Below are 24,226 nucleotides of genomic sequence, written 5' to 3'. Positions count from 1 at the left end.
TGAGTCTTGAAAGATGGCAATCACACCTCCTCGCTCCAGGGGGCCACATCTGAATGCATTGCGGGCCTTTGAAGCCGCCGCACGCCTGGGCAGTTTCACCGCTGCAGCCGAGGAACTGGGCGTCACCCCGGGCGCCATTGCCCAGCATATCAAATCGCTGGAAGCCTGGGCAGGAGCCCCTCTCTTCATCCGTAATATAAGGGGGATAACCCTGTCCGCCCTGGCAGAAGAGCTTTTGCCGAAGTTCACCCTGGCCTTTGACCAGCTGGGGCTGGCCACCCAGGCCCTGCGTAACAAGGCCATGCCTAACCGGGTTAGAATTGCAGCCTTGCCTGCAATTGCACAGCTCTGGCTTACTCCCAGGCTGGCGCAGCTCCGTCAGTCCCACCCGGAGGTTTCCATTTCCGTTTCCGCAATGGAAACACCACCCAATCTGTCACGGGAACCTTATGACATCACCCTGTTCTACTCATCAGAGCCTTTGAAACCCCGTGACATCCTGATCGCAGAGGACAGAATTTTCCCGGTCTGCGCACCAAGCGTGGCCTCCAGACTTGAAACAGTTGCGGATCTCTCCGGGGAAGTTCTGCTTTGCGACAGCGTGTGGCACAATGACTGGGATTTGTGGCTGTCCGGGCAATCCATCAACAGGCAGGGCTTTTCCAGCACATCCCATTCACTCTTTTCCATCGCACTGGATGAGGCCCGTCACGGCTATGGCGTGCTGATGGCGCACGAGGCACTGGTCACCCGCTTTCTGGAAAATGGAGAGCTGGTCCGCCCCTTCCCGGGACACATTGATCTTCAGACAAAGCTGGTGGCCCGCTTCACAGCTTCCTTTGCAGGATCACCACTCTTCGCGGACATCAAACCGGTTCTCTTCGAAGACGAAAAAGCCCGAAACAGGGAAGAAGGCCACTAGCCTGTTCCTGTTTCGGGCTTTGAAAACCTGCCCGCTTACTTTACCTGCACCGGAAATTCGCTCCGAAGTCTTCACACGGAGCCTTTCCGATAGCCCGCAAGCAAGGGGAAGAAAATCGGCAGCGTGCGCTTAATCATCACCCATCTTGAGCGCTGCAAGGAAAGCCGACTGCGGGATTTCGACATTGCCGATATTGCGCATCTTCTTCTTGCCGGCCTTCTGCTTCTCAAGCAGTTTGCGCTTCCGGGAAACGTCACCACCGTAACATTTCGCCGTGACGTCCTTGCGCAGGGCAGAGATGGTTTCGCGCGCAATGATCTTGCCGCCGATCGCAGCCTGAATGGCAATCTTGAAAAGCTGACGCGGGATCAACTGCTTCAGGCGCTCGCAAAGCATCCGGCCCCGTGGCTCGGCCTGAGAGCGGTGCACGATAATGGCCAGAGAGTCGACAGGCTCAGCATTCACCAGGATCGCAACCTTCACCAGTTCGCTCTGCTCATAACCATCCAGAGAGTAATCAAAGGATGCGTAACCCCGTGTAACGGATTTCAGGCGATCATAGAAATCAAAGACGACCTCGTTGAGCGGCAGTTTGTAGACCAGCATGGCGCGGCTGCCGACATAGGTCAGCTCCTTCTGGATGCCCCGGCGCTCCTCACAGAGTTTGAGAACCGCACCCAGGTATTCGTCCGGCACAAGAATGTTCGCAAGGATCCAGGGCTCTTCAATGTGATCAATCTTGGTCACATCAGGGAAGTCCGCAGGATTGTGCAGTTCCAGCAGGGAACCATCGTTCATGTGGATCTTGTAGACAACAGACGGCGCCGTCGTAATCAGATCCAGATTGAATTCACGCTCCAGACGCTCCTGAACGATCTCGAGGTGCAACAGGCCCAGGAAGCCACAGCGATAGCCAAAGCCGAGGGCTGCCGAGCTTTCTGCCTCGTAGTGGAAGGAGGAATCATTCAGCTCCAGCTTGGCCAGCGCATCACGCAGCATTTCATAGTCGTTGGCATCAATCGGGAACAGACCACAGAACACCACAGGAACAGAAGGCTTGAAGCCCGGCAGCGGTTCTTCAACCGGCTTGCGGTCATCCGTGATTGTGTCACCAACCTTGGTGTCGGAGACTGTTTTGATGCCCGCATTGATAAAGCCGATTTCGCCGGCACTGAGCTGTTTTGTCTTGGTCATCTTCGGAGAGAAAACGCCGACAGAATCAACCAGATAACTGGCACCGGTGCCCAGCATGCGGATCTTCATCCCGGCCTTGAGCGTTCCGTTCACAACGCGCACCAGCGTAATGACACCGAGATAGCTGTCATACCAGCTGTCAACGAGCAGAACCTGCAACCCTCCGTCGGGATCGCCCTCGGGCGCAGGGAGCTTTGCAACAATGGCTTCCAGAACCTCTTCCACACCCTCACCGGTCTTACCGGAAACAGGCAGAGCCTCGGACGCATCAATGCCGATGACATCCTCGATCTGTTCCTTCACGCGCTCCGGATCGGATGCAGGCAGGTCAATCTTGTTGAGAACAGGGACGATCTCGTGATCGTTTTCCAGCGCCAGATAAACGTTCGCCAGTGTTTGCGCTTCAACGCCCTGAGACGAGTCAACCAGCAGCAATGACCCCTCACAGGCGGCAAGTGACCGGCTGACCTCATAGGTGAAATCCACGTGTCCGGGCGTGTCAATCAGGTTCAGCTTGTATTCCTGTCCATTGCGGGCCTGGTAGTTCAAACAGACGGTTTGTGCCTTGACCGTAATACCGCGCTCACGCTCGATATCCATGGAATCAAGCAGCTGATCCTGCATCTCGCGCTCGGAAACAGCCTCACAATGCTGAATCAACCGGTCAGCCAGAGTGGATTTTCCGTGGTCAATATGGGCAACAATGGAAAAGTTGCGGATGTTTTCTTGCTTGCTCATTGCAGTCTGTATCACCTGAAAAAGGATAAATCTCTGTGCCCGAAGGCCGAAGACCCGACACCCTGGCCGCTCTTCTGGTCACCGGTTTGCAAACCGAGCCGTTCCTGGCGCGGAATGTATGACGGAAAGAAGGCTTTGGCAACTCTTCAGGCGCAAGTTTCGTGTCAATCCGGGCTCCACAGAGGAAAAGAGGACAGACAAATCAGTTTGACCTTCGCCCAAATGCATAGCATTGTATTCCTATAGCAGAATATATCTATCGATATAATCAGTGAGTTTTCCCATGCATTTGGAATATATCGATGTCACAGGAATACCGGCTGACCACCCGGTTCACCTGTTTCAGGACAGCTACAGCAACCTGCTCTGTAAAAACGGGACAGGCTGGTCAGAGTTCGATCCCCTGATGGTTCCCAGAGTTCTCCCCTATATTTCCGTGATAGAATGTGCGGGTTCTTCTGTCAGGGATTATCGTCAAATTCTGATGGGCGAAATGATCAAGCTCCTGTGCGGAGGGAACAAGACAGGCCTGAAACTCTCCGAAGCCTTTGCTCCGGAAGCCCTAGAGCAAACAATAAAGGCCATCTCAACAGCGATCAAGGACCACACCCCGATCTATTCGAAAACCAGTCCTCCCTATGCTGGACGGGAACATGTTCTGGCCTATCGCGGCTTTTTCCCCTTTCTGGGAGCTGCGGACGGATCACATCCGGAAGTCTCGCATATCGTTCTGGTTGCTGCTGAAACAGACACTCTGGTTTAAGCTGGCAAGATTCGGATAGGTTATTCCCCCCGGACACCATATTCTTCAGCTGATTGCATACAGCAGGAGACTATCATGCAAACACGCGACTGGCTCTTCTTGTCCATACTGGCCTGCCTGTGGGGTTTTTCCTTCCTTTTTGTCGAGCTTGGCCTGCAAATGTTCACCCCTCAGGCCCTTGTGACACTGCGCGTGGGTATTGGAGCGCTGTTTCTCTGGCTTGTTCTGGCACCCGGGGAGAACCCCTTCCCCCACTCCTGGTCTCTTTGGGGCTGGTTTTTGCTGGTCGGCCTGATCAACAATGCCATTCCCTTCAACCTGATCTCTCTTGCACAGGAAGAAATCAGCAGCGGGATGGCCTCGATCCTGAACGCAACCACTCCCTTCTGGGCCCTGCTCATTGCAAGGATTGTTCACAGGGACGAACCCGTCACATTCAACCGCCTAGCAGGTCTGATGACCGGAATTGCCGGCGTTGCCGTTCTTGTTGCCCCGGATGACACCGCAGTGTCACTGCCTCTTGGCGCAACCCTCATGATGTTTGGCGCAACCCTGAGCTACGCAATTGCGGGACAGTTCGGGCGCAAGCTGCTGTCTGTTACCCCTTTGCAGGCCGCCTGTGGGAGCCTGACAGGCGCGACCCTCTTCTCAATTCCCGCAACACTCTATTCCGGTTTTTATGTTCCGGAGGTTCTTCCGGGCGAAGGCAATGTCTGGCTGATGACGATAGCAGTTCTCGGCATTGCCATTCCCTGCACAGCCCTCGCTTACCCCCTGTACTTCATCATTCTGAAATCCTCAGGGGCAACCAACCTCCTGCTCGTAACGCTCCTTGTTCCGGTTGTTGCCGTTCTGGTCGGAGTGGTCCTGCTGAACGAAACCATCACATCACAGGCACTTGCCGGTATGGGGATCATCCTTTTCGGGCTTGTCGTCCTTGATGGCAGGATCATCAGGAAAGCCAGAAACCTCTTTTCGGCTCACCCTTCCTGACAGCAGGTCTGACCTGCAACAATTTGAAACAGTCTTAAGGAAAAATTATCAATTTTCTCCTCATATCTTTGTTCTATAAACAGTCAATCAAATGACCTCTCAACAGGGTCACAAACAAACAAATCAGGCAGAACCTGTCCTGTGACGACACGTCAGGCATCTCTGGGGTTTTAAGGATGCGGGGCAAAAGGTTCCCAAGGAAGCAAAGATGAAAATTTCGGATTTCCGAATCAGTCTGTTGGGCGTTCTTTTCTCAATCGTGCTGGTCTGCACAGTCGCTCTTGTTGGCGGCGTCTCCTATGAGGTGATCAGCAGCACCAGCGACATCAAGTCCATGGTGACCAATCAGGATGTCGATCTGGATCGCCTCCGCAATGACATCGACACACTTGTTGCCTTTTCAAACTATGCCCTGGGCGCTGTCGTTCTCCTGCTCATCGGCATGGCCTGCATGAACATCTGGTGGACCCGGCTGCATCTTGTAAAGCCTCTCAATGCGATGACCAGCTGCATGAGCAGGCTGGCAGACGACCAGCTTGACACGGAAGTTCCCTGTCAGGATTTCAAAAACGAGGTCGGTGACATGGCCCGCGCCGTTGTTGTTTTCCGGGAAAACGCAATCAAGGCCCGTGATCTCCAGGCCGCCCAGGAAGAAAGCGAACGCAAGGCCCAGGACGAGCGCCGCGCACTGATGCAGAGCCTCACAACCGAATTCGAAGGATCGGTCGGCACCATTGTGGACAGTGTCTCCACAGCAGCAACCCAGCTGAACAGCTCGGCAGAAAGCCTCTCCTCGACCGCCAGCAGCAGCGCAAATCAGGCTGACGCTGTTGCCCGCGCTGCCGAAGACGCCGCAGCGAATGTTCAAACCGTTGCAGCGGCGGCAGAAGAGCTTGCGGCAACAGAGCGCGAAATCACACGTCAGGTCGAGCGAGCCTCTTCAGTCGCCTCCGGTGCCGTCCAGCAGGCAGCAGGCACCCAGCAAACCGTCAACAACCTGACAGAGGCTGTTGAAAAAATCGGTGAAGTGGTCGGGCTGATCACCGACATCGCCGAGCAGACCAACCTCCTTGCCCTGAACGCGACAATCGAGGCAGCAAGAGCCGGTGAAGCAGGCAAGGGCTTTGCTGTCGTCGCCAGCGAGGTCAAGTCACTTGCAAACCAGACCTCGAAAGCCACCGACGATATTCGCAATCACATCGAGGAAATCCAGGGAGCAACCCAGGATTCAGCCAGTGCTCTCGAAGCCATTGCCAAAACGATTGAGGAAATCAGCGAAATTTCCAACACCATCAGCTACTCTGTCGAGGAGCAATCCAAGGCAACCCGAGAGATTGCGCACAATGTTGAACAGGCTGCAGCAGGCACGTCGCAGGTTTCAACCAATATTGCCTCCGTCAACAAAGGTGCCAGTGACACGGGCGCTGAATCAGAGCGCATTGTCTCTGCTGCCGGTGACCTGCTCAACAAATCGACAAGCCTGAAGCAGTCTGTGTCCAGCTTCCTGAACCAGATTCATGCGGACTGAAGAAAACCCTGAGCGCAGACTGATCTCGCTTCTGAAACAGGATGAGGCCCGGATGGGAATTCTCTCCCATCTGGCCGGAACACTTGGCGTCCCGGAAGCGGAAAAGTCACCTGAGGGGTTCTGGATTGGCGCAGGCTTTGTCCGCTCGCTGATCTGGGATCATCTTGCGGCAGACAGCAGGGCCGCAGAAGCAACAACGGCCTACGACGACATTGATGTCCTCTTCTTTGAGCCCCGGGACACCCGTCAAAGCCTTGAACAGGAGCTTGAGAGAAAGCTGCACACCGGCAAAGGCTCCGGTCTGAACTGGTCCGTCCGCAATCAGGCCCGCATGCATCAGCCCAACCGGGACATGCCCTATCGTTCCATTGCCGATGCCATGAAGCACTGGCCCGAAGTCTGCACGGCTCTTGCAGCAAGGCTGAATCCCGAAACACAGGAGCCTGAAATTCTCGCTCCCTTTGGACTGGACGATGTCTTTTCAGCAACAGTGCGCCCCACGCCGCATTTCAGGGAGCACAAGCTGTTTGAATACCGGATCAGACAGGACCGCAAACAGTGGCAAAAACGTTGGCCTCTGCTCAAAATCACGGATCTCTGAAATCAGGTTCAGGCCGCTTTTGAGAGACGCCTGAATGCGGCATCAAAAATGGCCGTCAGTTCACCGAAGATATCATCGGCACGCTGGAGCTGCTCAACTGTCGGCTGGCGTTCCGGTGAAAGTTCATGAATGGTATCCAGTTCCTTTTCAATGGCCGCAACCTGCTCCCGGTTTTCCTCTTCAACAATGAAAGGAATATCCCGGGTACCATGAAGTTCCTCGATCTGTCCGAACAGCTGGGCAAGCCGTCCCTCTTCCGTGATGGTCAGGATCCGGTCCGGATTTGCAAGCAGCTGATCCACTTCCTGTTCCAGCAACTGAAGCTGAAAGGCGCGGTCTCCCGATACAGCCCCGAACGCGAACCCGCGGATCTGATTGATGGAAGAAGCAAGCTCGTTGACCCGGATACGTTCCTCGATGCTCAGTTCCTTGCGATGTCTCCCTCCGAAGATCCCGTCAAGTTCGTCATAGAGCTTTTCAGCTCTTTGACGCTCCTGCGGGGCAAGTTTTTCCAGGGAAACATCCTCGACACGTCGAACCTGTCCGTTCAACCGGGCAAGAAACTCCTCTGCATGACCAGACAGTTCAATGACTGCAGCCTTGCCGAAGCCTGTTTCCGCCTCCTTGCTGGGCGGGGCCTTTGCCTGCGCTTCCTTTTCTGACGCAATCTCCGTCAGGCTTTGCGGTCTGCTGTAGCCTGAATCATAAAGCGAAGAAAGCTGAACACTGTCAATTGCCACGGTGAATTCCCAAGTCCTTGATCACACAATGACAAGCAAGGATCAGGCCAAAGCATCACTGCTGAAAAACCCTCCTGAAAGGTCCCGATTTTTCATCCTCTCAAAAGCTGTGATCCCTTGCACAGAAATGGGCTTTGATTTACACCTCTATTCAACAATCAAAAGGCGTCTCTGCGCCTTGCAGACTTTCTTTCTTTTTACCCTCAGGACAGGAGAGTTCCATGGCCTTGAAAATGAAGCCGGGCGTCGTTACCGGGTCAGCCTATCGCGATCTGGTTGCCAACTGTAAGGAAGAAGGCTTTGCCCTTCCCGCAGTCAATGTCGTTGGAACCAACTCCGTCAATGCAGTCCTCGAAGCAGCTGCAACAACCGGATCCGATGTCATCATTCAGCTCTCCAATGGTGGTGCGAGCTTCTTTGCAGGTCAGGGCTATCCGAATGCAGACGAAGGCAAGGTTCTGGGTGCAGTCTCCGCTGCACGTCACGTCCATCAGCTTGCCGAGGGTTACGGGGTCTGCGTGGTGCTTCACACAGATCACGCCAACCGCAAGCTTCTTCCCTGGATCGACAGCCTGATCGACCACAGCGAAGAACACTTCAAGGCAACAGGTGCACCTCTCTACTCGTCCCACATGATTGACCTGTCCGAAGAACCTGTCGCTGACAACCTTGCAGAATGTGCACGCGTGCTGGAGCGCATGGCCAAAATCGACATGAGCATCGAAATCGAGCTGGGCGTGACAGGTGGCGAGGAAGACGGCGTCGGCCACGATATGGAAGACACTGCCGACAATCCGCTGCTCTACACCCAGCCATCGGACGTCCTGCAGGCCTATGACCTCCTCAAGTCTCTGGGGCATTTCTCGGTTGCGGCCTCTTTCGGCAATGTTCACGGTGTCTACAAGCCGGGCAACGTCAAGCTGCGCCCGGAAATCCTGAAGGACTCACAGGCTCTGGTGTCCCGGACCCATGGTCTTGGCAAAAATCCTCTGGATCTGGTTTTCCATGGCGGCTCCGGTTCCGATCTTTCGGACATCAAGGCTGCCATTGAGTACGGTGTTTTCAAAATGAACGTCGACACCGACACGCAGTTTGCCTACGCGAAGCCTGTGGGTGACTTTGTTGATGCCAATCCTGTTGCCTTCAAACACCAGATTGATCCGGAAAGCGGTGCACCACAGAAGAAATTCTACGATCCCCGCAAGTTCCTGCGCGCGGGCGAGAAAGGCATGGCCGATCGCGTGGTTCAGGCTTTCGAAGACCTGGGTTCCAAAGGCAGGTCTGTTGCCCGCTGAACAGCAGACAGGCAACAACATCAGAACAGAAAAGCCCGGATCAGATGATCCGGGCTTTTGCCTGTATTGGTTTCTCTGTCAGCAGATTCCCTCAGGAATTGATGCGATAGAATTCCTTGTACCATTCCACAAACCATCCGACCCCGACTTCAATGGGCGTCGCCGGTGAGTAGCCGGTCAGATCTGAAAGCTCCTGCACATCAGCCCAGGTTGCAGGCACATCACCATCCTGCATGGGCAGCATGTTGTATTCAGCCTTGATACCCAGCTTCTCCTCAAGCACCTCGATATAGCGCATCAGCTTCTCGCATCTGGCATTCCCGATGTTGAGAATACGATAGGGTGCCACGCCGCTTGTGTTGGGCTTCGGATTGGCACTGTCCCAGTTCTCGTCACAGGATGGTGGCAGATCAACCAGACGCGAAATCCCCTCGACAATATCCCCGACATAGGTAAAGTCGCGCTGCATCTCTCCCCTGTTGAAGACATTGATCGGACGTCCCGCCAGAATATCCTTGGTAAAGAGGAACAGCGCCATGTCCGGACGACCCCATGGTCCATAGACCGTAAAGAAACGCAGCCCCGTGCTGGGAATTCCAAAAAGATGCGAATAGCTGTGCGCCATCATCTCGTTGGATTTCTTGGTGGCCGCATAGAGCGTCAGCGGATGTTCCGCAGACTCGGAAACCTGGAAAGGCATTCCCGTGTTGGCCCCATAGGCAGAACTGGTAGAGGCATAGATCAGGTGCTCGACAGGGTAATGGCGACAACCTTCCAGAATATTCAGGAAGCCATCGACATTCGCATGCAGATAGGCCCGGGGGTTTTCCAGACTGTACCGCACACCGGCCTGTGCTGCCAGATTGACAACAACCTGTGGGCGATGTGTCTGGAAAGTGCTTTCAACAGCCTGCCAGTCCGCAATGTCTGCACGCACTTCTGTAAAGCTTTCGAACTCTTTCAACTGGGCAAGACGTGCCTCTTTCAGCGTGACATCATAGTAATCCGTCACAGCGTCAATGCCGATAACTCTCATGCCCCGGGACAGGCAAAGTTTTGCGAGATGAAAGCCAATAAATCCGGCTGTTCCAGTGATCAGAATTGTTTTTGAAGACATTCTTCCAAAGATCCAGGGAGGTCAATTTTATTGCGTTTTCAGGTAGCACATCCAGGGTGAATAAGATAGAAGTTTTATAAAAGAAAACAGAGGATCAAAATGCCTTTAAATTCATCCATATCGGTTGTGGGTCTCGGTTATGTCGGCCTGCCTCTTGCCATTCATCTCGCAAAACATTTTCAGGTTATCGGGTTTGATATTTCCAAACCACGCGTCGAAGAACTTCTCAACGGTCACGACAGAACCGAGGAGATTGACAGTTCGACACTTCGAAGCTCGACACTCCACATCACGGATGCAGCAAAAAGCATTGCTGATTGCACTATTCATATCATCACGGTTCCAACCCCTGTTGACGCACACAACCAGCCGGATCTCAAACCGGTCATAGCAGCAACCAACACTGTTGCCCCCTTTGTCAAAAAGGGTGATATCATTGTTTACGAGAGCACCGTTTATCCCGGCGTCACAGAGGATATTTGCGGCCCGATCCTTCAGGAAAAATCAGGTCTTGTCTGCGGAAAGGATTTCTTCCTGGGCTATTCTCCGGAACGCATCAACCCCGGTGACAAGGTTCATACCGTAGACAAGATCACCAAGATCGTCGCGGGACAGACCCCCGAGGTTGCAGAAACGCTCCGCACTGTTTACGGCACCATGAACAACGACAACATCTTTGTCGCCGCGAATATCAAGACCGCAGAAGCGGCCAAGGTGATCGAGAACGCCCAGCGTGACATCAACATTGCCTTCGTCAATGAAATTGCGATGATCTTCAACAAAATGGGACTTTCAACCCATGACGTTCTGGAAGCTGCCGGCACCAAGTGGAACTTCCTGAATTTCACACCCGGTCTGGTCGGTGGCCATTGTATCGGTGTTGACCCCTACTACCTGTCGCACTGCGCAGAAAAACTGGGACTCAACCCGCAAGTCATTCTCTCAGGTCGAGACACCAACGAGAGCATGGCCCGAAAAACCGCAGAAGCCATTGAAGGTGCAAGAGCTCTCAGACAGGGCAGTAACACTCCACGCACCCTGATCCTGGGCCTGACCTTCAAGGAAAATGTGCCGGACCTGCGCAACAGCAAGATCCCTGACCTGATCGCGAACCTGCAGGAACTTGGACATGCCGTTGATGTTCATGATCCCATGGCAGACCCTGCTGAATCAAAAGAGTTTTACGGAATTGATATTCTGACGTCACTTGATCCGGAAACCCGGACAGAAGGTGGCTACAACTGTATCATCGCTGCCGTTCCTCACGAGGGCTACCGGAACATGTCAGCACAATCCCTCCAGCAACTGGCTCAGCCCGCGGCCCTTTTCTGTGATTTGAAGGGCATCTGGAGAGACCGCGACTTTGACCCGGAATACGGTTACTGGTGTCTGTAAAAATCGCTCACAGAACCTGACAAAAAAGCCCGGCTCTCATCCGAGAAGCCGGGCTCTTCTTTTTCAGTCAAAGGCCTACCCGCGCAAAACAGCACCGGATTTCATAGCCTGCTGGATGATACGCTGGGACACAGCCTCAATCTCTTCATCCGTCAGGGTGTGGTCTCGCGGTTGCAGTGTAACAGTCAGGGCGAGGGATTTCTTGCCTTCTTCAACCCCTTTGCCCTGATAGACATCAAAGAGCGCGACATCGGTGATCAGAGCCTTGTCTGCTCCCCTTACGGCACGCAACAGTTTTTCGGCAGGCGCATCTGCATCCACCACAAAGGCGAAGTCACGCTTGAGGGGCTGGAAGGCCGCCAGCTCAAGAGCAGGCCTGATCTTGCTTGAAGAGGCCTCACCCTTTTTCACCTTGGGTGCCGGAATGTTGTCCAGAAAAACCTCGAAGGCCACGACAGGCCCCTTGATCCCCATGCCCTTGAGGACCTTCGGATGCAGCTCGCCAAAACAGGCCAGCGCATTCTTTGGTCCCAGCCCCAGCACACCGGATCGTCCAGGATGGTAATAGTTCGGAGCAGAGGCAAAGACCTGCAGGTTTTCCACCGGAGCACCGACAGCCGTCAAAGCTGCCAGAGCATCCCCCTTGGCATCAAAAACATCAACGGCACGCGCCTTCTGATCCCAGTGCGCAGCCGCCAGATGCCCTGAACGCAGACCTGCTGCAACTTCCGACTGATCCTTCGGCGTATCCCCCTTGTACTGGGGACCGACCTCAAAGATTGCATTGTCTGGATAACCGCGATCCGTGTTGCGTGCAGCCGCTGCCAGCAATGTCGGCAACACGGACGGACGCATGGTGTCCAGATCAGCAGAAATCGGGTTCGCGACTTTCAGTGTCTCCGGCACATCGCCAAAAAGAGACGCCTGGGCTGCAGAGATGAAGGAGAACGTCACAGCCTCATCCAGTCCCTGCCAGCACAGGGCTGTCCGGACATTGGAGGCCCGGCGCTGTGCCAGGGTCAGCACACCGTGAGGCAGGTATGATGGACGCGGCAGCGGCAGCTCGGGAATGTTTTCGAAACCATGGATACGAAGAATCTCTTCAACCAGACAGGCTTCCAGCTCAACATCCGAACGCCAGCTCGGAACCCCGGCAACCAGCAGATCAGCCTTGTCCTCGACCGTGAACTCCAGTGTGCGAAGAATGTCCGCCTGACGCTCCCGGCTCAGTTCAACACCGCAAAGATCCGCGATACGGGACGGGCGCAGTTCAATGGAACGGCTGCTGTCAGGAACGGCTCCTGCCTCAACGACCTCCGAAGCCTCTCCACCACAAAGATCAAGGATCATCTGCGTGGCGACATCCAGTCCCCAGCGCGCGGATTCCGGATCGACAATACGCTCGAAACGATAACGCGCATCAGAGTGAATGCCCGTCTTGCGTCCTGTCATGGCAACAGAGATATGATCAAACAGGGCAACCTCCAGGAAGACATTGGTCGTGTCGTCCTGACAGCCGCTTTCTGCTCCGCCCATGATGCCACCGATACCAACTGCCCCCTGACCGTCACAGGCCACTGCCATGGTGTCGCTCAGTTTGTAGCTGTTGTCATCCAGCGCCAGAAACGCTTCGTCATTCCGGGCCTTGCGCCAGGTCAGAGTGTCGGAGCGCAGACGATCAGCATCAAACACATGCAGCGGACGTCCCAGATCAAAGGAGATATAGTTTGTGATATCAACCAGCGCAGAGATCGGGCGCAATCCGATCGCAAGCAGGCGGTTCTGAAGCCATTTCGGGCTCGGGCCGTTCTTCACACCGCGGAAGGTACGTCCAGCGACATAATGGACATCTTCAGCAGCATTGTCGCCGATTGCCCACTTTACAGCAGAGGCTCCTGCCCCCGCCGCACGCTCGGCCTTCAGAGGTTTCAGAGTTCCCAGACCGGCAGCGGCCAGATCACGGGCGACACCGCGCACGCCCAGACAATCACCCCGGTTCGGCGTGATTGCAATCTCGATAACCGGATCATCAAATCCAAGTGCTTCAGCAATTGGAACACCGACCGGTGTGTCAGCCGGCAGATCAATAATCCCGTCATGCTCGTCGGACAGACCCATTTCACGCTCGGACACCAGCATACCGTTCGAGGCCTCGCCGCGCAGCTCACCGGCTTTCAAAGTCAGATCGATACCCGGAACATAGGACCCGACAGGTGCGAAGACACCAACCATGCCTGTCCGTGCGTTCGGCGCCCCACAGACCACCTGGAATTCGCCCTCTGCACTTTCGACCTGACAAACCCGCAAACGGTCTGCGTTCGGGTGCTGGACCGCTTCCCTGACCCGGCAGGTTTTGAAAACGGAAAGCTCGCGCCCCTTGTCCTCGACACCTTCGACCTCAAGCCCGATCAGGGAGAGTTTTTCGACGATTTCGTCCAGGGAAGCCGTGGTATCCAGATGCTCTTTGAGCCAATTGAATGTGAATTTCATCTTTCTAACTCCTTCCCTTAGAGACCGCGAACCATGGATGGCATTTCCAGCGGCACAAAGCCGTAATGCTTCATCCAGCGCAGGTCACTCTCGTAGAAGGTGCGCAGATCAGGAATACCGTATTTCAGCATGGCAATCCGCTCGACCCCCATCCCGAAGGCAAAGCCCTGATACTTTGTTGAATCAATTCCGCAGGCTTCCAGAACCTTCGGATGAACCATCCCACTCCCCAGAATCTCGAGCCAGTCATCCCCGGCTCCGATCTTGAGTTGCCCGCCTTCACGGGTACAGCCGATGTCAACCTCGGCAGACGGCTCCGTGAACGGGAAGAAGCTCGGACGGAAACGAACCGGCAGATCATCCACGCCGAAATAGGACCGGCAGAACTCGATCAGGGTGCCTTTCAGATGGCCCATATTTGTTTCGGTGTCGATCACCAGACCTTCGATCTGGTGGAACATCGGGGAGTGTGTCGCATCGTGGTCCGCACGGAAAGTACGCCCCGGCGCGATGATACGGATAGGAGGTTCGGCATTCTGCATGGTGCGGATCTGAACAGGAGAGGTATGCGTCCGCAGAACGGGGCGGGAACCATCTTCCTTTTCATTCATGTAGAAGGTGTCAAACTCCTGACGCGCCGGATGCTCCGGCGGGATGTTCAGCGCGGTAAAGTTATGGAAATCGTCCTCGATGTGTGGCCCCTGCGCGACAGAGAAACCCATCTCGCCAAAGATCGCCACCAGCTCTTCCATGGTCTGGCTGATCGGATGCATGCGGCCAACATGGGCCGGACGGGCCGGTAGGGAAACATCGATCCGCTCTTCAGCCAGTTTCGCTTCCAGCGCGGCTTCTTCCAGAACAGCCTTGCGCTGCTCGATGGCATCGGCCACTTCCTGCTTCACAACGTTCAGGGCCTGGCCTGCGGCCTTGCGTGCTTCAGGATCAAGGCCACCCAGCGTTTTCATCAGGCCGGTGATTTCACCCTTTTTTCCCAGAGCCTGGACGCGCACTCCATCCAGGGCTTCAAGCGTTTCACTCTCGCTCACGCGTTGCAGTACGTCACTGCGCAGTTGATCAAGATTTTCCATCTGTCTTCCGATCCTTGTCGCCAGTTGCCTGACGTCCTATTCATCAATCTCTGCTGCGGCAAGGCGCATAGCCAGCATGGCCAGCGCACCATCCACAACAGACAAGGCCTCTCCGTCACGATGAACTTCAGTCAGGGTGACTGAATCATCGCTCAGATTGTGTTCAAAGTGCAGCTCAAGCTCATGCCCCGTCTGGCGGGACAGGACTGTTGCAACAACACGTTGCTGCTCGCCGTTCAGAGGTTCGAGTGACCACTCGATGCGCCCGTTTCGCCCGGCAAGCTGCTGCACCATAATTTCTGCCGTCTGACCATTGACAGCCTGACTTTCCAGAACCCGGTCCAGAGAGCCCCTGTTCACCTCACCCTCACAGGCCGCCAGCAACACGGCAGCAAGAAGGAAAGCAAAACGGGAAAATTTTCTCTGGATTGTCGTCATGGAAACCGGCTCGAGGTCTTTGCTCCGCAGGTCTTGGCATACCACAAAGCAAACAGCAAAAAGGTTAGAGAAACTGTCGCTTTTTTACTACTAGGCTTTCCCGATCTTGTCACGCGACTTTTGAAGGGGAGACCTGAAAAGAGGCGCTGGCTTTTTCCCGTTAAAAAAGCCATAAGCATGGAAACAGGTTTTCCGGATTTGATTCAGCAAAATGACAACGACACAAAGCACCACTCCCTCTCTGTTCTACCGTCCGGGCAAACGGCTCCTCGATCTGGGTGCAGCCCTTGCCATTGTCATTTTCCTCTGGTGGCTCTTCATCCTTGTGGCCCTGGCCATCAAGCTGACATCAAAGGGGCCTGCGATCTTTGCACAAAAGCGCATCGGACAACATCGCAGGGTCTTTACCTGCTTCAAGTTTCGCACCATGGAAACCGGCACAGCCAACGTTGCAACCCACGAGGCCTCACGCGCCTCCATTACGGGGATCGGCGCCTTTTTGCGCAAGACAAAACTGGATGAACTTCCCCAGGCTCTGAACATTCTCCGTGGAGAAATGTCCCTGGTTGGCCCGCGCCCCTGCCTTCCCGTGCAGGAAGAGCTTATCGCCGAAAGGGATCAAAGAGGCGTCTACAATGTACCGGCAGGCATTACCGGTCTTGCGCAGGTTCAGGGGATCGACATGAGCGACCCCCAAAGGCTGGCAATCGAAGATGCGAAATATGTCGAAAACCGTTCCCTCTGCCTGGATCTGAAACTGATCCTGAGAACGGCAACAGGTGGCGGACAGGGCGACAAGGTCCTATAACAGGAATCAGTCCGTCCAGCTTTCCACGAGCCTGCGAAAATCAGGCGCAACCTTCTGCACCCCGGCACGCGTCATGTGTCCGCCATCCAGCGAAACAAGATATCCATCGCGGGTAAAGACCTCGCAGCTTTCTGCCGAACCACCACAGAAGATGTCCTGCACATTCACGAAACGTCCCTGTGGCAAGGCACTCTCAAGCCTTTGATTGACGGTCACAGTTCCGGTTGCAACCTGTCTGAACCCGCTTCGCGCTGCCGGAGGTATCCCGATCATTTTGTCCAGATCAATATCGCCAAAGGTTTTACGGCTGAAGACCCGCACCCGAAGCTGATAATCCTCTTCCAGTAGCCTGACAGTTCGCGGCAACCTGTCTGCCACCCAGTCCTTCCAGGCTCCGATCAACCAAATCTCGTCAGCCTCCAGAAGCCTGTCCCGGACAATCCGGTCATCAAAACGACCTGCTTTCGCGCATGTGTGTTTCAGCTTGTCCGGAATAAAGGCTTCCACATTCTCCGGCCTGTACAAAGCCCCGCATTCAGAAATGATCTTCTTTGTCGAAAAGCTGTAGCTTTTCTGAAGGTCAGCCGCATAGGCAACATTCAGAAGATCCTGGGCAAAGCTGTCCCCCACGATCAGGACATTTTTTCGATCTTCTCCGAATGCTGCCCCCTGCAGACCTGCGAATCTTGCAGGAACATACTTCTCGTCAATCTCCCTGAACTGCGCAAAGATCTTCTGGTCATCCCTGGAATAGCGCTGTGGCATTCCCTCCGTGAAAACAAAGGCAGCACCGACAAGAATGAGAACAACAGAGACACTCGCAGCAATCAGGAACACCCGGCCCCGCGAAACAGCCGAGCAATAGCGCAACGGCTTCTCGTAAAAATGATACGACATCACAGACAGGACACACACAAAACCGATGCTCAGAAAAAGAGCAACCTGGTCTGCTCCGTGAACTCTGAGAAAGGCAAAAACCGGCTGATGAAAAAGATACAGGGAGTAACTTAACAAACCGATGTACACAGGGGCCCTGCAAGACAGAACCCTGTGCAGAACATTTTCTTCCGAGCGGGAAAGTATGATCAGCAAGGCCCCTGCTGTAGGCACCAGAGCCGACAGCCCCGGGAAGAGAGTTGTCTCATCAAAGGAGAAAACCGCATAGCCAATCAACCCCAGACCCAAATAGGAAAAGAGAGGATGCAATCGCCCCTGCCCATCCCTTTCACCCGCACACAGCCACAAGGCTGCTGCGGCTCCGAGCAAGAGCTCCCAAACCCTTGCAAAGGGCAAGTAATAGGCCCCTTCGAAATGTATCGGGGTCACATACCATGACGACAAAAGAGAAACACAGAACAGGCCTGCCAGAAGCAGAAGCAGCATTTTTGTGAAGCGGAAAAACAGCACAAAAAACAGCGGGTAAAAAATATAGAACTGTTCTTCGACAGAAAGGCTCCAGGTGTGGAGCAGAGGCATCAATTCGGACTGGGAATTGAAATAGCCTATCTCCTGCCAGAACAGAAAATTTGAAAGGAACAGCACAACAGCAATCATGCTTTCCCCGAAATCCACCAGCTCGACTGGTGGCAACAACAGGATTGCCAGAAACGCAGAAAGCAATAACGTCAGAAAAAGCGCAGGAAAAATTCGCCGAATTCTCCGTTCATAGAACTTGCCGAACGAAAAAGCTCCCCCGCGAAGATCTTTGGAAATTAGCCCTGTAATCAGGAAACCACTGATCACAAAAAAGATGTCAACTCCAACAAACCCGCCCGTCACCAGCGGAACACCCGCATGGAAAAAGATCACAGGCAAAACGGCAACTGCCCTTAAACCATCAATCTCTGGCCTGTAAATCATACCCAATTCCTGTCAAAACAAGCCTTGTGTTCATGTTAGCGGCGAAGTTTCTGCTGGAAGAAAGACACGAGGGCTGCCAAAACCACGGCCACGGCCAGGCTGTAAATAAAGATCAGCGGAACATTGTATCGCGCAACATTTACAGAAACGAATGCATTGAAACCCAGCATAAAGAAGAAAGAGAAGGCGAAAGCAAGAAGCTTGTCTCCCTCCTGCCTTTTCCCGAGACGTTTCAGGGCCGGGAAAAGAGCCACAACACCAAACAGGCTGAAATATTTCACAACAAGCATTCCACGCCAGGCCAAAGCCAAAGTCACCATGACATGCTTGAAGGGCTCGGCCAGGATATACTGGCTGACAAGAATTCGAACCCGTTCGGGATCCGTTGATGCCAGTGAATAAATCGTGCTCCTGGTTTCTGTATTCCCGATCAGATAGAACCCCTCCGGATACCCGAAATCGAGGCGTTGCCAATATTCCGGCGCAAAAAGGGAGGCCGCAAGACTGTCACCGAAATCCGGCAACCAGTATATCCAACTGACAAGGAATTCCTGCCAGGTCATCAGATTATACGTCACACGTTCGGACAGAATGAAGGAAGCATAGCCGGCACTCACGCCAAAAACCCCGTAATACTCAAGATTACGCAGCATCCAGGGCAGGACCAGCACGCAAAACGGGACAAGAAAAGTCAGCGAGACGGCAAGGATTTTTTGAAGAGGAAGCTTGCGGGCCAGAAGCAAATAGACAGGAAGGGCAAGCACCAGCGCATAGTAAAGATAGAGGTATGGTGGCCTTGCAAGTGCTGCCAGCGACAAAAAGAAAGCTGCAAAAAACACAAATCTTTTCCTGTTTTCACTAAACAGGAAGCAACTCGAAAAATAGGCAAAGCAGAAAAACAGAAAATAATAAAAGCTTTCGGTAATCAGCCAGACAGCATAGTCATGGAACTTCCCGAAAATCAGAACAAACACGAATGTCGTCAGGGAAACCAGCCTGTTCCCGGTTATATTCTCCGCAGTGTAAAACAGCACAACTGCAGAAAGGGCACCCAACAGAATCTGAAACCAGTAAACCAGAGCCAGACCATTCACATCACAGCCACCAACCCTGTTGTGATAACATTCCAGGGTCTCATCCAGCCGGGTGTCCAGCATTGCCAGAGAACTCAGAACAGCAGGGTAAAGCGGCGCAAAGACAATGACATTGTGCTGTTCGGTTTCCTTCTGCTCGGGGATGACAGAAAAGGCAATGGCACGATCAGCATAGCCCAGCGCATCTGCCACAGGCTCCTTGTAGCCGGTTTTCATCGCCCCGACAGCGATGACACCAAAGGAGACCAAAGCAACAAAAGCAAAAAGCCTCAAGCCCTTCAAATTTTCCAGAACGGACACAATCTTTTGAAATATCATAAAAAAATACCTACTCAATATAACGATGCACAGGCTCTTTCGGCGTATTTGAAACATCATAATTGATGGCCGAAACAAGCAGCTGTATTCCAACAAGAATAGGCAAGGCAGCCAGCATCACCTGCCCGGACGTGGTCACAATTCCTTCTGCAACGGAACGGTACCAAAAGGCGCTTCCCTCAACGATCCCGAAACACAAAAGCAGCAATCCCAGAATGATTTCAAAGGAAGCCACATTGAAATCACGCAATATGTAATTGTAGAAAATTCTCTTGCTGAAGTTCTTGAGATGCCCCTTTAAAAAAGGCCCTACAATTCTGGAAACTCTCAGATTTGAGACTTCGTCTGCATACACAGCCTTCATCGGAATGTCCTGAACAACAGCACGAATCAGACAAAGATTGAACAACAGGTCACTTTCAAAGAAAAAGCGTTTCGCAATTTTCTCTCTTTGCAGCAACCTGAACGCCTTGAGATGAAGCGCAATGTAACCGTTGGTCGGATCCATGCTTTGCCAGTAGCCGGTGGAAAATTTACTCATAAATCCCAAAACGGCATTACCAAAGAGACGCACCACAGGCATTTTCCGAAGGTATTTGACGTCCCAAAAACGATTCCCCTTTGTGTAATCTGCACGCCCCTCCAGAATCGGCTTCACAAAAAGAGGCAACAGAGCCGGATCCATCTGCCCATCGCCATCAATTTTGACAGCAACATCCATAGCCTTTTCCAGAGCCACTTCAAATCCTGTTAAAACAGCTCCTCCGACCCCCTGGTTGACGTCATGACGCACAACCAGAACACGTTTGTCCTGACAATTCTGTTCAATAAAATCGCCACTTCCATCGGGGCATGCGTCATCAACACACACAACAAGATCAACTTCGGCAGGAATGCTCTGCAAAACACCCAAAATGTGATTGCGCACTTTGTAGCAGGGAACCACAACGGCAATTTTTCTGTCATCCGGAGAAGCAACCAGCTTTTTTTCTTTTAATTGCGTCATTTGAAATCAGATCTTTTTCAAAGAGAGGACCACGATGCCAAGCAAGATCAGAAAAGCTGACACCGTATTGTGCCAGCTCCATTCTTCCCGCAAGAGAAACACAGACAGAACAGGAACAACCAGAAAGGCCAGCGCCGTAAAAGGATATGCATAATTCAGGGGAACAGTTCTCAATATCCAGACCCAAAGCAGGGTAGAGAACGCATAGAGCATGACAGCCGACACAAACCACAGGTTCAGAAACCCCAGAAGTCCCGCGGCCCAGTCAATGGACTCTGCTGCTTTCTTGAAGAGAATTTGACCGCCGGACAGGAGCAATGCGAAGGCAAGCAAGGATAAAATCTTCACGGTACTTTCCCAGCAGAAAAACAGATCCAAGAACGCGTTTGCGACAAAGGCAAACCATGCACCCAAAAGCAAAAACGATCACAACTAATATGTCATATAAAAATCATAAGCAATATTAATCAGACACTGAAAATCCCTCCATACAGTCGTTTTTCAACAACATTTTCTTTGCCCTTCCGTGGAAAAAAAATTACCTTCACACCATTAAACGGCCTCATTGCAAACCACACCGCACTTCATGATTTCACACTCTTCCGCCCCCCTTGTTCATATCATCAACAGCCTTGATGCTGGCGGTGCCGAGAGAATGTTGTCCCAGATCGCCTCACATCAGGCCTGCACCGGGCAGGACGTGATTGTCGTTTGCCTGAAAAACAGGGGCCACTTTGGCGAGGCAATCACTGCCGCAGGTGTGGAACTTCACTGCCTCGAAATGCCGAACAAATCCTTTTTCAGGGCACTCCTTGAAATTCGTTCCCTGATCAGGACACGCAAACCGGCTTTTGTCATGTCCTGGCTCTATCACGCAGATCTGATGGGCACTCTGGCCTGCCTGATGACCGGACATAAGGACTTTGCCTGGAACCTCCGCTGCTCGGATATCGACTTTTCAAAATACTCTCCGAGCACCCATCTGGTGGTCAGGACCCTGGCCCTGCTTTCACGGTTCCCCCGTGAAATCCTGAGCAACAACCGGGCCGGGATAGAAGCCCACAAAAAACTTGGCTATACTCCACCCAGATGGACGTACATGCCCAATGGATTTGATCTTGAAAGCTTTTACCCTGACAAGGCACTGGGACAGAAGGTCAGAGACGAATTCTCCATCCCCGAGGATGCACCCATCATTGGAACAGTCGCCCGAAACGATCCTCAGAAAGATTACCCGACCCTGCTAAAAGCAGCCCGCACTGTACTGGCACAAAATCCGGCAGCTCGCTTTTTACTGATTGGCGCGGACACCGACAAACTCGACCTCACAGAAGCAGAACGCACGAAGATCATCTGCACAGGACGGCGCAAGGACATCAATGCCCTGCTCAATGCGATGGACACCTTTATCCTGACCTCCGCCTATGGCGAAGGCTTCCCGAATGTTCTGGGTGAAGCCCTTGCGGTTGGGCTTCCCTGTATCTCGACAGATGTCGGAGATGCACGGGATCTTCTGGCCGGGCACGGTACTGTTATTCCAAAGCAGGACGCTGAAACTCTCTCCTCGAACATTCTTGGATTGCTCGAAGAGCTACAGGCACAAAAGCTCAAATCTCCGGAACGCCGCCAGTATATTGTCGAAAACTTTGATATCAGGAAAATCTGCGGCCGCTATTCAGAGCTGATGCTTTCCTGATCCCACAGCAAAAAAAAGCGGGCTTCCATCAGGAAACCCGCTTTCCACTCACTTTTTCAGCGATACATTACTTCGCCAGCGCAGCTTTCGCCTGATCGATCACCGCCGCAAATGCAGCAGGTTCACGTGCAGCGAGATCCGCCAGGATTTTACGATCCAGACCGATTTCAGCTTTTTTCACGCCGTTCATGAATTGGGAGTAAGTCAAACCGTGCAGGCGCGCACCAGCGTTGATACGCTGGATCCACAGACCACGGAATGTACGTTTCTTCACACGACGATCACGGTATGCATACTGCCAGCCTTTTTCAAGGCGCTGTACCGCAACGCGGAAGACGTTCTTGCCACGGCTGCGATAACCGCGAGCCAGTTTGATTACTTTCTTGTGACGAGCATGTGCTGTCACACCACGTTTTACACGAGCCATTGTTCAGTGCTTTCCTAATAACCTGAGGGCTTAGCCGTTAACCAGGAAGTTGCGTTTCACGATACGAGCATCAGCTTCACACAGAGTTGTGGTGCCGCGTGCAGAACGAATCATGTCTTGTGGACGCTTGCGCATGCCGTGGCGCTTACCCGCCTGGCCGCACTTTACTTTCCCGGAACCCGTCAGGCTAAAACGTTTTTTAGCACCGGATTTGGTTTTCAATTTGGGCATTTTCTTTCCTTTTCATCAACGCAGGTTGCTGTTGCGGCGACGGGGCATACCCTTTGGCCCAAGCCACCTCTATATACAGAGTGGGCTTATAGACTCGCTTTACCGGGATTGCAAGCCTTCTTGAACAGCAGACAAACCTTTTGCCTGATTCAATTAGGGTCCCCGGAAAACCCAATCATTCAAACTCTGAAATTCACTATGTGAATGATACTTGACTTTCAAGTTTTTTACCCTCTAAATGCTCTTGATAAAGGCTCAAGGGGGAAGTGGAATCAATGCCACCCAAAACCGATCTCAAGGCGGACATTGAGCTTCTTCATTCACTTGAAGAAGCTCAGATCATATCCCAGATGTCACTTGCAAAAAGGATCGGCATCTCTATCGGTTTTACAAATACCCTGCTCAAAAGAGCCATACACAAAGGGTATATCAAGGCCAAATCAGCCCCATACAAACGGTACAGCTACTATCTGACTCCCAAAGGGTTTTCAGAAAAAAGCCGCCTCATCATAGAATACCTTGAGACCTCCCTGAATTTTTTCCGAAAGGCGAAGCAGGAATACGCTTCTCTTCTACTAAGGGCCAAAAGCCAGAACAAGGAATCCATTGTCTTGCTCGGCAGTGGCGAACTTGCCGAAATCGCCATCATGGCCAGCTGGGATGCAGAAGTGACCATTTCGGCAATTGTCTGCCCCCTGACGGAAAAGAAATCAATCAACAACATTCCGGTTCACCGGGAGCTTTCCGATCTTCACGATTATGATCTGCTCCTTCTGAGCGATTCCCGGAACCCACAGGGTACCTTTGACGAAACCATTTCGAAAGTTGCATCTCCCGAAATGATTGCAACGCCGCCATTTCTGAAAATCCACCACAACACAGTGGAGTCATGAAAATGAAGAAATGGTACGTCGTCAGCACACACCCGCAACAGGAAGCACGGGCCGAGGAAAACCTGACCAAACAGGGTTACAGCGTTTACCTGCCCTGCTTCATGAAAAAATGCCGTCACGCCAGGAAAACAACGGTAAAGAGAAAGGCTCTTTTTCCGGGTTATCTTTTCGTTTCCTTCGACAGGAAGCAACAGGGCTGGAGCAAGATCAACAACACCTTTGGCGTTAAACATCTCATCACCCAGGGGAACTTCCTGCCGACAGTCCCTAAGGAATTCATCACTTCGCTCCAGGAAGAGGAACAGGAAGGAGCTCTCCTGAATCCGGAACTCAAACCGGGAACAGCCGTGAAGTTCCTGCGAGGACCTTTTTCAGAGCAAATCGGAACACTCTGCCAGATGATTGACAAGGACAGAGTATCAGTTTTATTTGACTTGCTGGGCAAGCAGGTAAAAATCCAGGCGTCCAGCCTGGAACTCACGCCCGCGGGCTGAGAAAAACAAACAAAAGCAAAGATTTGGGAAGAACATCAGTTCACCCGAAGTGCGGTAGCTATGCCTTGACGGGCTTTTCCTGAACGGACAGACAAGA

At 53.0% G+C, this 24,226-nt stretch carries 23 protein-coding genes; 11 read left to right on the top strand and 12 right to left on the bottom strand.

From position 1 onward, the window contains the following. Positions 1–13: 13 nt before the first annotated feature. Complete coding sequence (locus AAAH10_RS13110) at positions 14–922, top strand: LysR substrate-binding domain-containing protein (RefSeq protein ID WP_343564283.1); 909 nt, start codon at positions 14–16, stop codon at positions 920–922. Between the two features lie 129 nt (positions 923–1,051). Here AAAH10_RS13110 and lepA read toward each other — a convergent pair whose 3' ends face one another. Next, positions 1,052–2,854: a translation elongation factor 4 gene (gene lepA / locus AAAH10_RS13105; protein ID WP_343564281.1), complete on the bottom strand. Its 1,803-nt coding sequence runs from the start codon at positions 2,852–2,854 to the stop codon at positions 1,052–1,054. Between the two features lie 283 nt (positions 2,855–3,137). Between lepA and AAAH10_RS13100 the strand changes: the two genes are divergently transcribed. The 4 genes from AAAH10_RS13100 to AAAH10_RS13085 all read left to right on the top strand — a co-directional run bounded on the left by AAAH10_RS13100 (position 3,138) and on the right by AAAH10_RS13085 (position 6,739). Beyond that, entirely contained in the window at positions 3,138–3,617 is a 480-nt protein-coding gene (locus tag AAAH10_RS13100; RefSeq protein WP_343564279.1) for a PAS domain-containing protein, read from the top strand. Between the two features lie 75 nt (positions 3,618–3,692). Next, on the top strand, positions 3,693–4,610 hold the full coding sequence (locus tag AAAH10_RS13095; protein WP_343564277.1) for a DMT family transporter: 918 nt from the start codon (positions 3,693–3,695) through the stop codon (positions 4,608–4,610). A gap of 208 nt (positions 4,611–4,818) precedes the next feature. Next, a complete protein-coding gene (locus AAAH10_RS13090) occupies positions 4,819–6,138 on the top strand; it encodes a methyl-accepting chemotaxis protein (RefSeq protein WP_343564275.1) in 1,320 nt (439 codons plus the stop codon). Continuing rightward, the gene (locus tag AAAH10_RS13085) at positions 6,128–6,739 is read left to right on the top strand and encodes a nucleotidyltransferase family protein (RefSeq protein WP_343564273.1); all 612 of its coding nucleotides are present in this window, start codon (positions 6,128–6,130) and stop codon (positions 6,737–6,739) included. The genes AAAH10_RS13090 and AAAH10_RS13085 overlap by 11 nt, the downstream gene beginning before the upstream one ends. An 8-nt stretch (positions 6,740–6,747) precedes the next feature. Here AAAH10_RS13085 and AAAH10_RS13080 read toward each other — a convergent pair whose 3' ends face one another. Beyond that, complete coding sequence (locus tag AAAH10_RS13080; RefSeq protein ID WP_343564271.1) at positions 6,748–7,479, bottom strand: hypothetical protein; 732 nt, start codon at positions 7,477–7,479, stop codon at positions 6,748–6,750. A 221-nt stretch (positions 7,480–7,700) separates the two neighbouring features. Between AAAH10_RS13080 and fbaA the strand changes: the two genes are divergently transcribed. Continuing rightward, positions 7,701–8,774, top strand: coding sequence for a class II fructose-bisphosphate aldolase (gene fbaA / locus AAAH10_RS13075; protein ID WP_343564269.1), 1,074 nt, complete (start codon positions 7,701–7,703; stop codon positions 8,772–8,774). A 91-nt stretch (positions 8,775–8,865) separates the two neighbouring features. On the opposite strand, the gene AAAH10_RS13070 is transcribed toward fbaA, so the two are convergent. Next, complete coding sequence (locus AAAH10_RS13070) at positions 8,866–9,891, bottom strand: NAD-dependent epimerase (protein WP_343564267.1); 1,026 nt, start codon at positions 9,889–9,891, stop codon at positions 8,866–8,868. Between the two features lie 99 nt (positions 9,892–9,990). Between AAAH10_RS13070 and AAAH10_RS13065 the strand changes: the two genes are divergently transcribed. Further along, positions 9,991–11,286, top strand: coding sequence for a nucleotide sugar dehydrogenase (locus AAAH10_RS13065; RefSeq protein ID WP_343564265.1), 1,296 nt, complete (start codon positions 9,991–9,993; stop codon positions 11,284–11,286). A gap of 75 nt (positions 11,287–11,361) precedes the next feature. Here AAAH10_RS13065 and pheT read toward each other — a convergent pair whose 3' ends face one another. From pheT to AAAH10_RS13050, 3 genes are read right to left on the bottom strand one after another with little or no spacing between them, the layout of a single operon-like run. After that, positions 11,362–13,776 carry a phenylalanine--tRNA ligase subunit beta gene (gene pheT / locus AAAH10_RS13060; protein WP_343564263.1) on the bottom strand — a complete coding sequence of 805 codons (2,415 nt, stop codon included), beginning with the start codon at positions 13,774–13,776 and terminating at the stop codon, positions 11,362–11,364. A gap of 17 nt (positions 13,777–13,793) precedes the next feature. After that, positions 13,794–14,864 (bottom strand): phenylalanine--tRNA ligase subunit alpha, encoded by a 1,071-nt coding sequence (pheS, locus tag AAAH10_RS13055; RefSeq protein WP_343564262.1) that lies wholly within the window; start codon positions 14,862–14,864, stop codon positions 13,794–13,796. Positions 14,865–14,900: 36 nt separating this feature from the next. Further along, positions 14,901–15,302: a hypothetical protein gene (locus tag AAAH10_RS13050; protein WP_343564260.1), complete on the bottom strand. Its 402-nt coding sequence runs from the start codon at positions 15,300–15,302 to the stop codon at positions 14,901–14,903. Between the two features lie 211 nt (positions 15,303–15,513). Between AAAH10_RS13050 and AAAH10_RS13045 the strand changes: the two genes are divergently transcribed. Then, positions 15,514–16,110, top strand: coding sequence for a sugar transferase (locus AAAH10_RS13045; RefSeq protein ID WP_343564258.1), 597 nt, complete (start codon positions 15,514–15,516; stop codon positions 16,108–16,110). A gap of 6 nt (positions 16,111–16,116) precedes the next feature. Here the strand turns inward: AAAH10_RS13045 and AAAH10_RS13040 are convergent, their stop codons facing one another. The 4 genes from AAAH10_RS13040 to AAAH10_RS13025 are packed head-to-tail and all read right to left on the bottom strand — an operon-like array spanning position 16,117 to position 20,736. Continuing rightward, a complete protein-coding gene (locus tag AAAH10_RS13040) occupies positions 16,117–17,970 on the bottom strand; it encodes an acyltransferase family protein (RefSeq protein WP_343564257.1) in 1,854 nt (617 codons plus the stop codon). Positions 17,971–18,005: 35 nt separating this feature from the next. Then, a complete protein-coding gene (locus AAAH10_RS13035; protein WP_343564256.1) occupies positions 18,006–19,382 on the bottom strand; it encodes a hypothetical protein in 1,377 nt (458 codons plus the stop codon). A 10-nt stretch (positions 19,383–19,392) separates the two neighbouring features. After that, positions 19,393–20,388 (bottom strand): glycosyltransferase family 2 protein, encoded by a 996-nt coding sequence (locus AAAH10_RS13030; RefSeq protein WP_343564255.1) that lies wholly within the window; start codon positions 20,386–20,388, stop codon positions 19,393–19,395. A gap of 6 nt (positions 20,389–20,394) precedes the next feature. Continuing rightward, positions 20,395–20,736, bottom strand: a complete 342-nt coding sequence (locus tag AAAH10_RS13025) for a DMT family transporter (protein WP_343564253.1) — start codon at positions 20,734–20,736, stop codon at positions 20,395–20,397. Between the two features lie 238 nt (positions 20,737–20,974). Between AAAH10_RS13025 and AAAH10_RS13020 the strand changes: the two genes are divergently transcribed. After that, positions 20,975–22,084: a glycosyltransferase gene (locus AAAH10_RS13020; protein WP_343564251.1), complete on the top strand. Its 1,110-nt coding sequence runs from the start codon at positions 20,975–20,977 to the stop codon at positions 22,082–22,084. A 67-nt stretch (positions 22,085–22,151) separates the two neighbouring features. On the opposite strand, the gene rplT is transcribed toward AAAH10_RS13020, so the two are convergent. Continuing rightward, positions 22,152–22,511 carry a 50S ribosomal protein L20 gene (gene rplT / locus AAAH10_RS13015; RefSeq protein WP_343564249.1) on the bottom strand — a complete coding sequence of 120 codons (360 nt, stop codon included), beginning with the start codon at positions 22,509–22,511 and terminating at the stop codon, positions 22,152–22,154. Between the two features lie 30 nt (positions 22,512–22,541). After that, positions 22,542–22,742, bottom strand: coding sequence for a 50S ribosomal protein L35 (rpmI, locus tag AAAH10_RS13010; RefSeq protein ID WP_343564247.1), 201 nt, complete (start codon positions 22,740–22,742; stop codon positions 22,542–22,544). A 275-nt stretch (positions 22,743–23,017) separates the two neighbouring features. Between rpmI and AAAH10_RS13005 the strand changes: the two genes are divergently transcribed. Continuing rightward, on the top strand, positions 23,018–23,635 hold the full coding sequence (locus tag AAAH10_RS13005; protein ID WP_343564245.1) for a hypothetical protein: 618 nt from the start codon (positions 23,018–23,020) through the stop codon (positions 23,633–23,635). A 2-nt stretch (positions 23,636–23,637) separates the two neighbouring features. Beyond that, the gene (locus AAAH10_RS13000; protein ID WP_343564243.1) at positions 23,638–24,129 is read left to right on the top strand and encodes a transcriptional activator RfaH; all 492 of its coding nucleotides are present in this window, start codon (positions 23,638–23,640) and stop codon (positions 24,127–24,129) included. Positions 24,130–24,226: the final 97 nt, after the last annotated feature.

It is taken from the genome of Carbonatibacter coralli (assembly GCF_039592655.1).
Lineage (GTDB): Bacteria > Pseudomonadota > Alphaproteobacteria > Kiloniellales > Kiloniellaceae > Carbonatibacter > Carbonatibacter coralli.
The sequence above is the reverse complement of the archived record's forward strand: the minus strand, read 5'-3'. Positions and strand labels throughout refer to the sequence as shown.

What these genes read in the sequence shown, in the direction of transcription:
- AAAH10_RS13110 (WP_343564283.1), top strand. Translation starts at nt 14, where the DNA reads ATGGCAATCACACCTCCTCGCTCCAGGGGGCCACATCTGAATGCATTG.
- lepA (WP_343564281.1), bottom strand. Translation starts at nt 2,854, where the DNA reads ATGAGCAAGCAAGAAAACATCCGCAACTTTTCCATTGTTGCCCATATT.
- AAAH10_RS13100 (WP_343564279.1), top strand. Translation starts at nt 3,138, where the DNA reads ATGCATTTGGAATATATCGATGTCACAGGAATACCGGCTGACCACCCG.
- AAAH10_RS13095 (WP_343564277.1), top strand. Translation starts at nt 3,693, where the DNA reads ATGCAAACACGCGACTGGCTCTTCTTGTCCATACTGGCCTGCCTGTGG.
- AAAH10_RS13090 (WP_343564275.1), top strand. Translation starts at nt 4,819, where the DNA reads ATGAAAATTTCGGATTTCCGAATCAGTCTGTTGGGCGTTCTTTTCTCA.
- AAAH10_RS13085 (WP_343564273.1), top strand. Translation starts at nt 6,128, where the DNA reads ATGCGGACTGAAGAAAACCCTGAGCGCAGACTGATCTCGCTTCTGAAA.
- fbaA (WP_343564269.1), top strand. Translation starts at nt 7,701, where the DNA reads ATGGCCTTGAAAATGAAGCCGGGCGTCGTTACCGGGTCAGCCTATCGC.
- AAAH10_RS13070 (WP_343564267.1), bottom strand. Translation starts at nt 9,891, where the DNA reads ATGTCTTCAAAAACAATTCTGATCACTGGAACAGCCGGATTTATTGGC.
- AAAH10_RS13065 (WP_343564265.1), top strand. Translation starts at nt 9,991, where the DNA reads ATGCCTTTAAATTCATCCATATCGGTTGTGGGTCTCGGTTATGTCGGC.
- pheT (WP_343564263.1), bottom strand. Translation starts at nt 13,776, where the DNA reads ATGAAATTCACATTCAATTGGCTCAAAGAGCATCTGGATACCACGGCT.
- pheS (WP_343564262.1), bottom strand. Translation starts at nt 14,864, where the DNA reads ATGGAAAATCTTGATCAACTGCGCAGTGACGTACTGCAACGCGTGAGC.
- AAAH10_RS13050 (WP_343564260.1), bottom strand. Translation starts at nt 15,302, where the DNA reads ATGACGACAATCCAGAGAAAATTTTCCCGTTTTGCTTTCCTTCTTGCT.
- AAAH10_RS13045 (WP_343564258.1), top strand. Translation starts at nt 15,514, where the DNA reads ATGACAACGACACAAAGCACCACTCCCTCTCTGTTCTACCGTCCGGGC.
- AAAH10_RS13040 (WP_343564257.1), bottom strand. Translation starts at nt 17,970, where the DNA reads ATGATTTACAGGCCAGAGATTGATGGTTTAAGGGCAGTTGCCGTTTTG.
- AAAH10_RS13035 (WP_343564256.1), bottom strand. Translation starts at nt 19,382, where the DNA reads ATGATATTTCAAAAGATTGTGTCCGTTCTGGAAAATTTGAAGGGCTTG.
- AAAH10_RS13030 (WP_343564255.1), bottom strand. Translation starts at nt 20,388, where the DNA reads ATGACGCAATTAAAAGAAAAAAAGCTGGTTGCTTCTCCGGATGACAGA.
- AAAH10_RS13020 (WP_343564251.1), top strand. Translation starts at nt 20,975, where the DNA reads ATGATTTCACACTCTTCCGCCCCCCTTGTTCATATCATCAACAGCCTT.
- rplT (WP_343564249.1), bottom strand. Translation starts at nt 22,511, where the DNA reads ATGGCTCGTGTAAAACGTGGTGTGACAGCACATGCTCGTCACAAGAAA.
- rpmI (WP_343564247.1), bottom strand. Translation starts at nt 22,742, where the DNA reads ATGCCCAAATTGAAAACCAAATCCGGTGCTAAAAAACGTTTTAGCCTG.
- AAAH10_RS13005 (WP_343564245.1), top strand. Translation starts at nt 23,018, where the DNA reads ATGCCACCCAAAACCGATCTCAAGGCGGACATTGAGCTTCTTCATTCA.
- AAAH10_RS13000 (WP_343564243.1), top strand. Translation starts at nt 23,638, where the DNA reads ATGAAGAAATGGTACGTCGTCAGCACACACCCGCAACAGGAAGCACGG.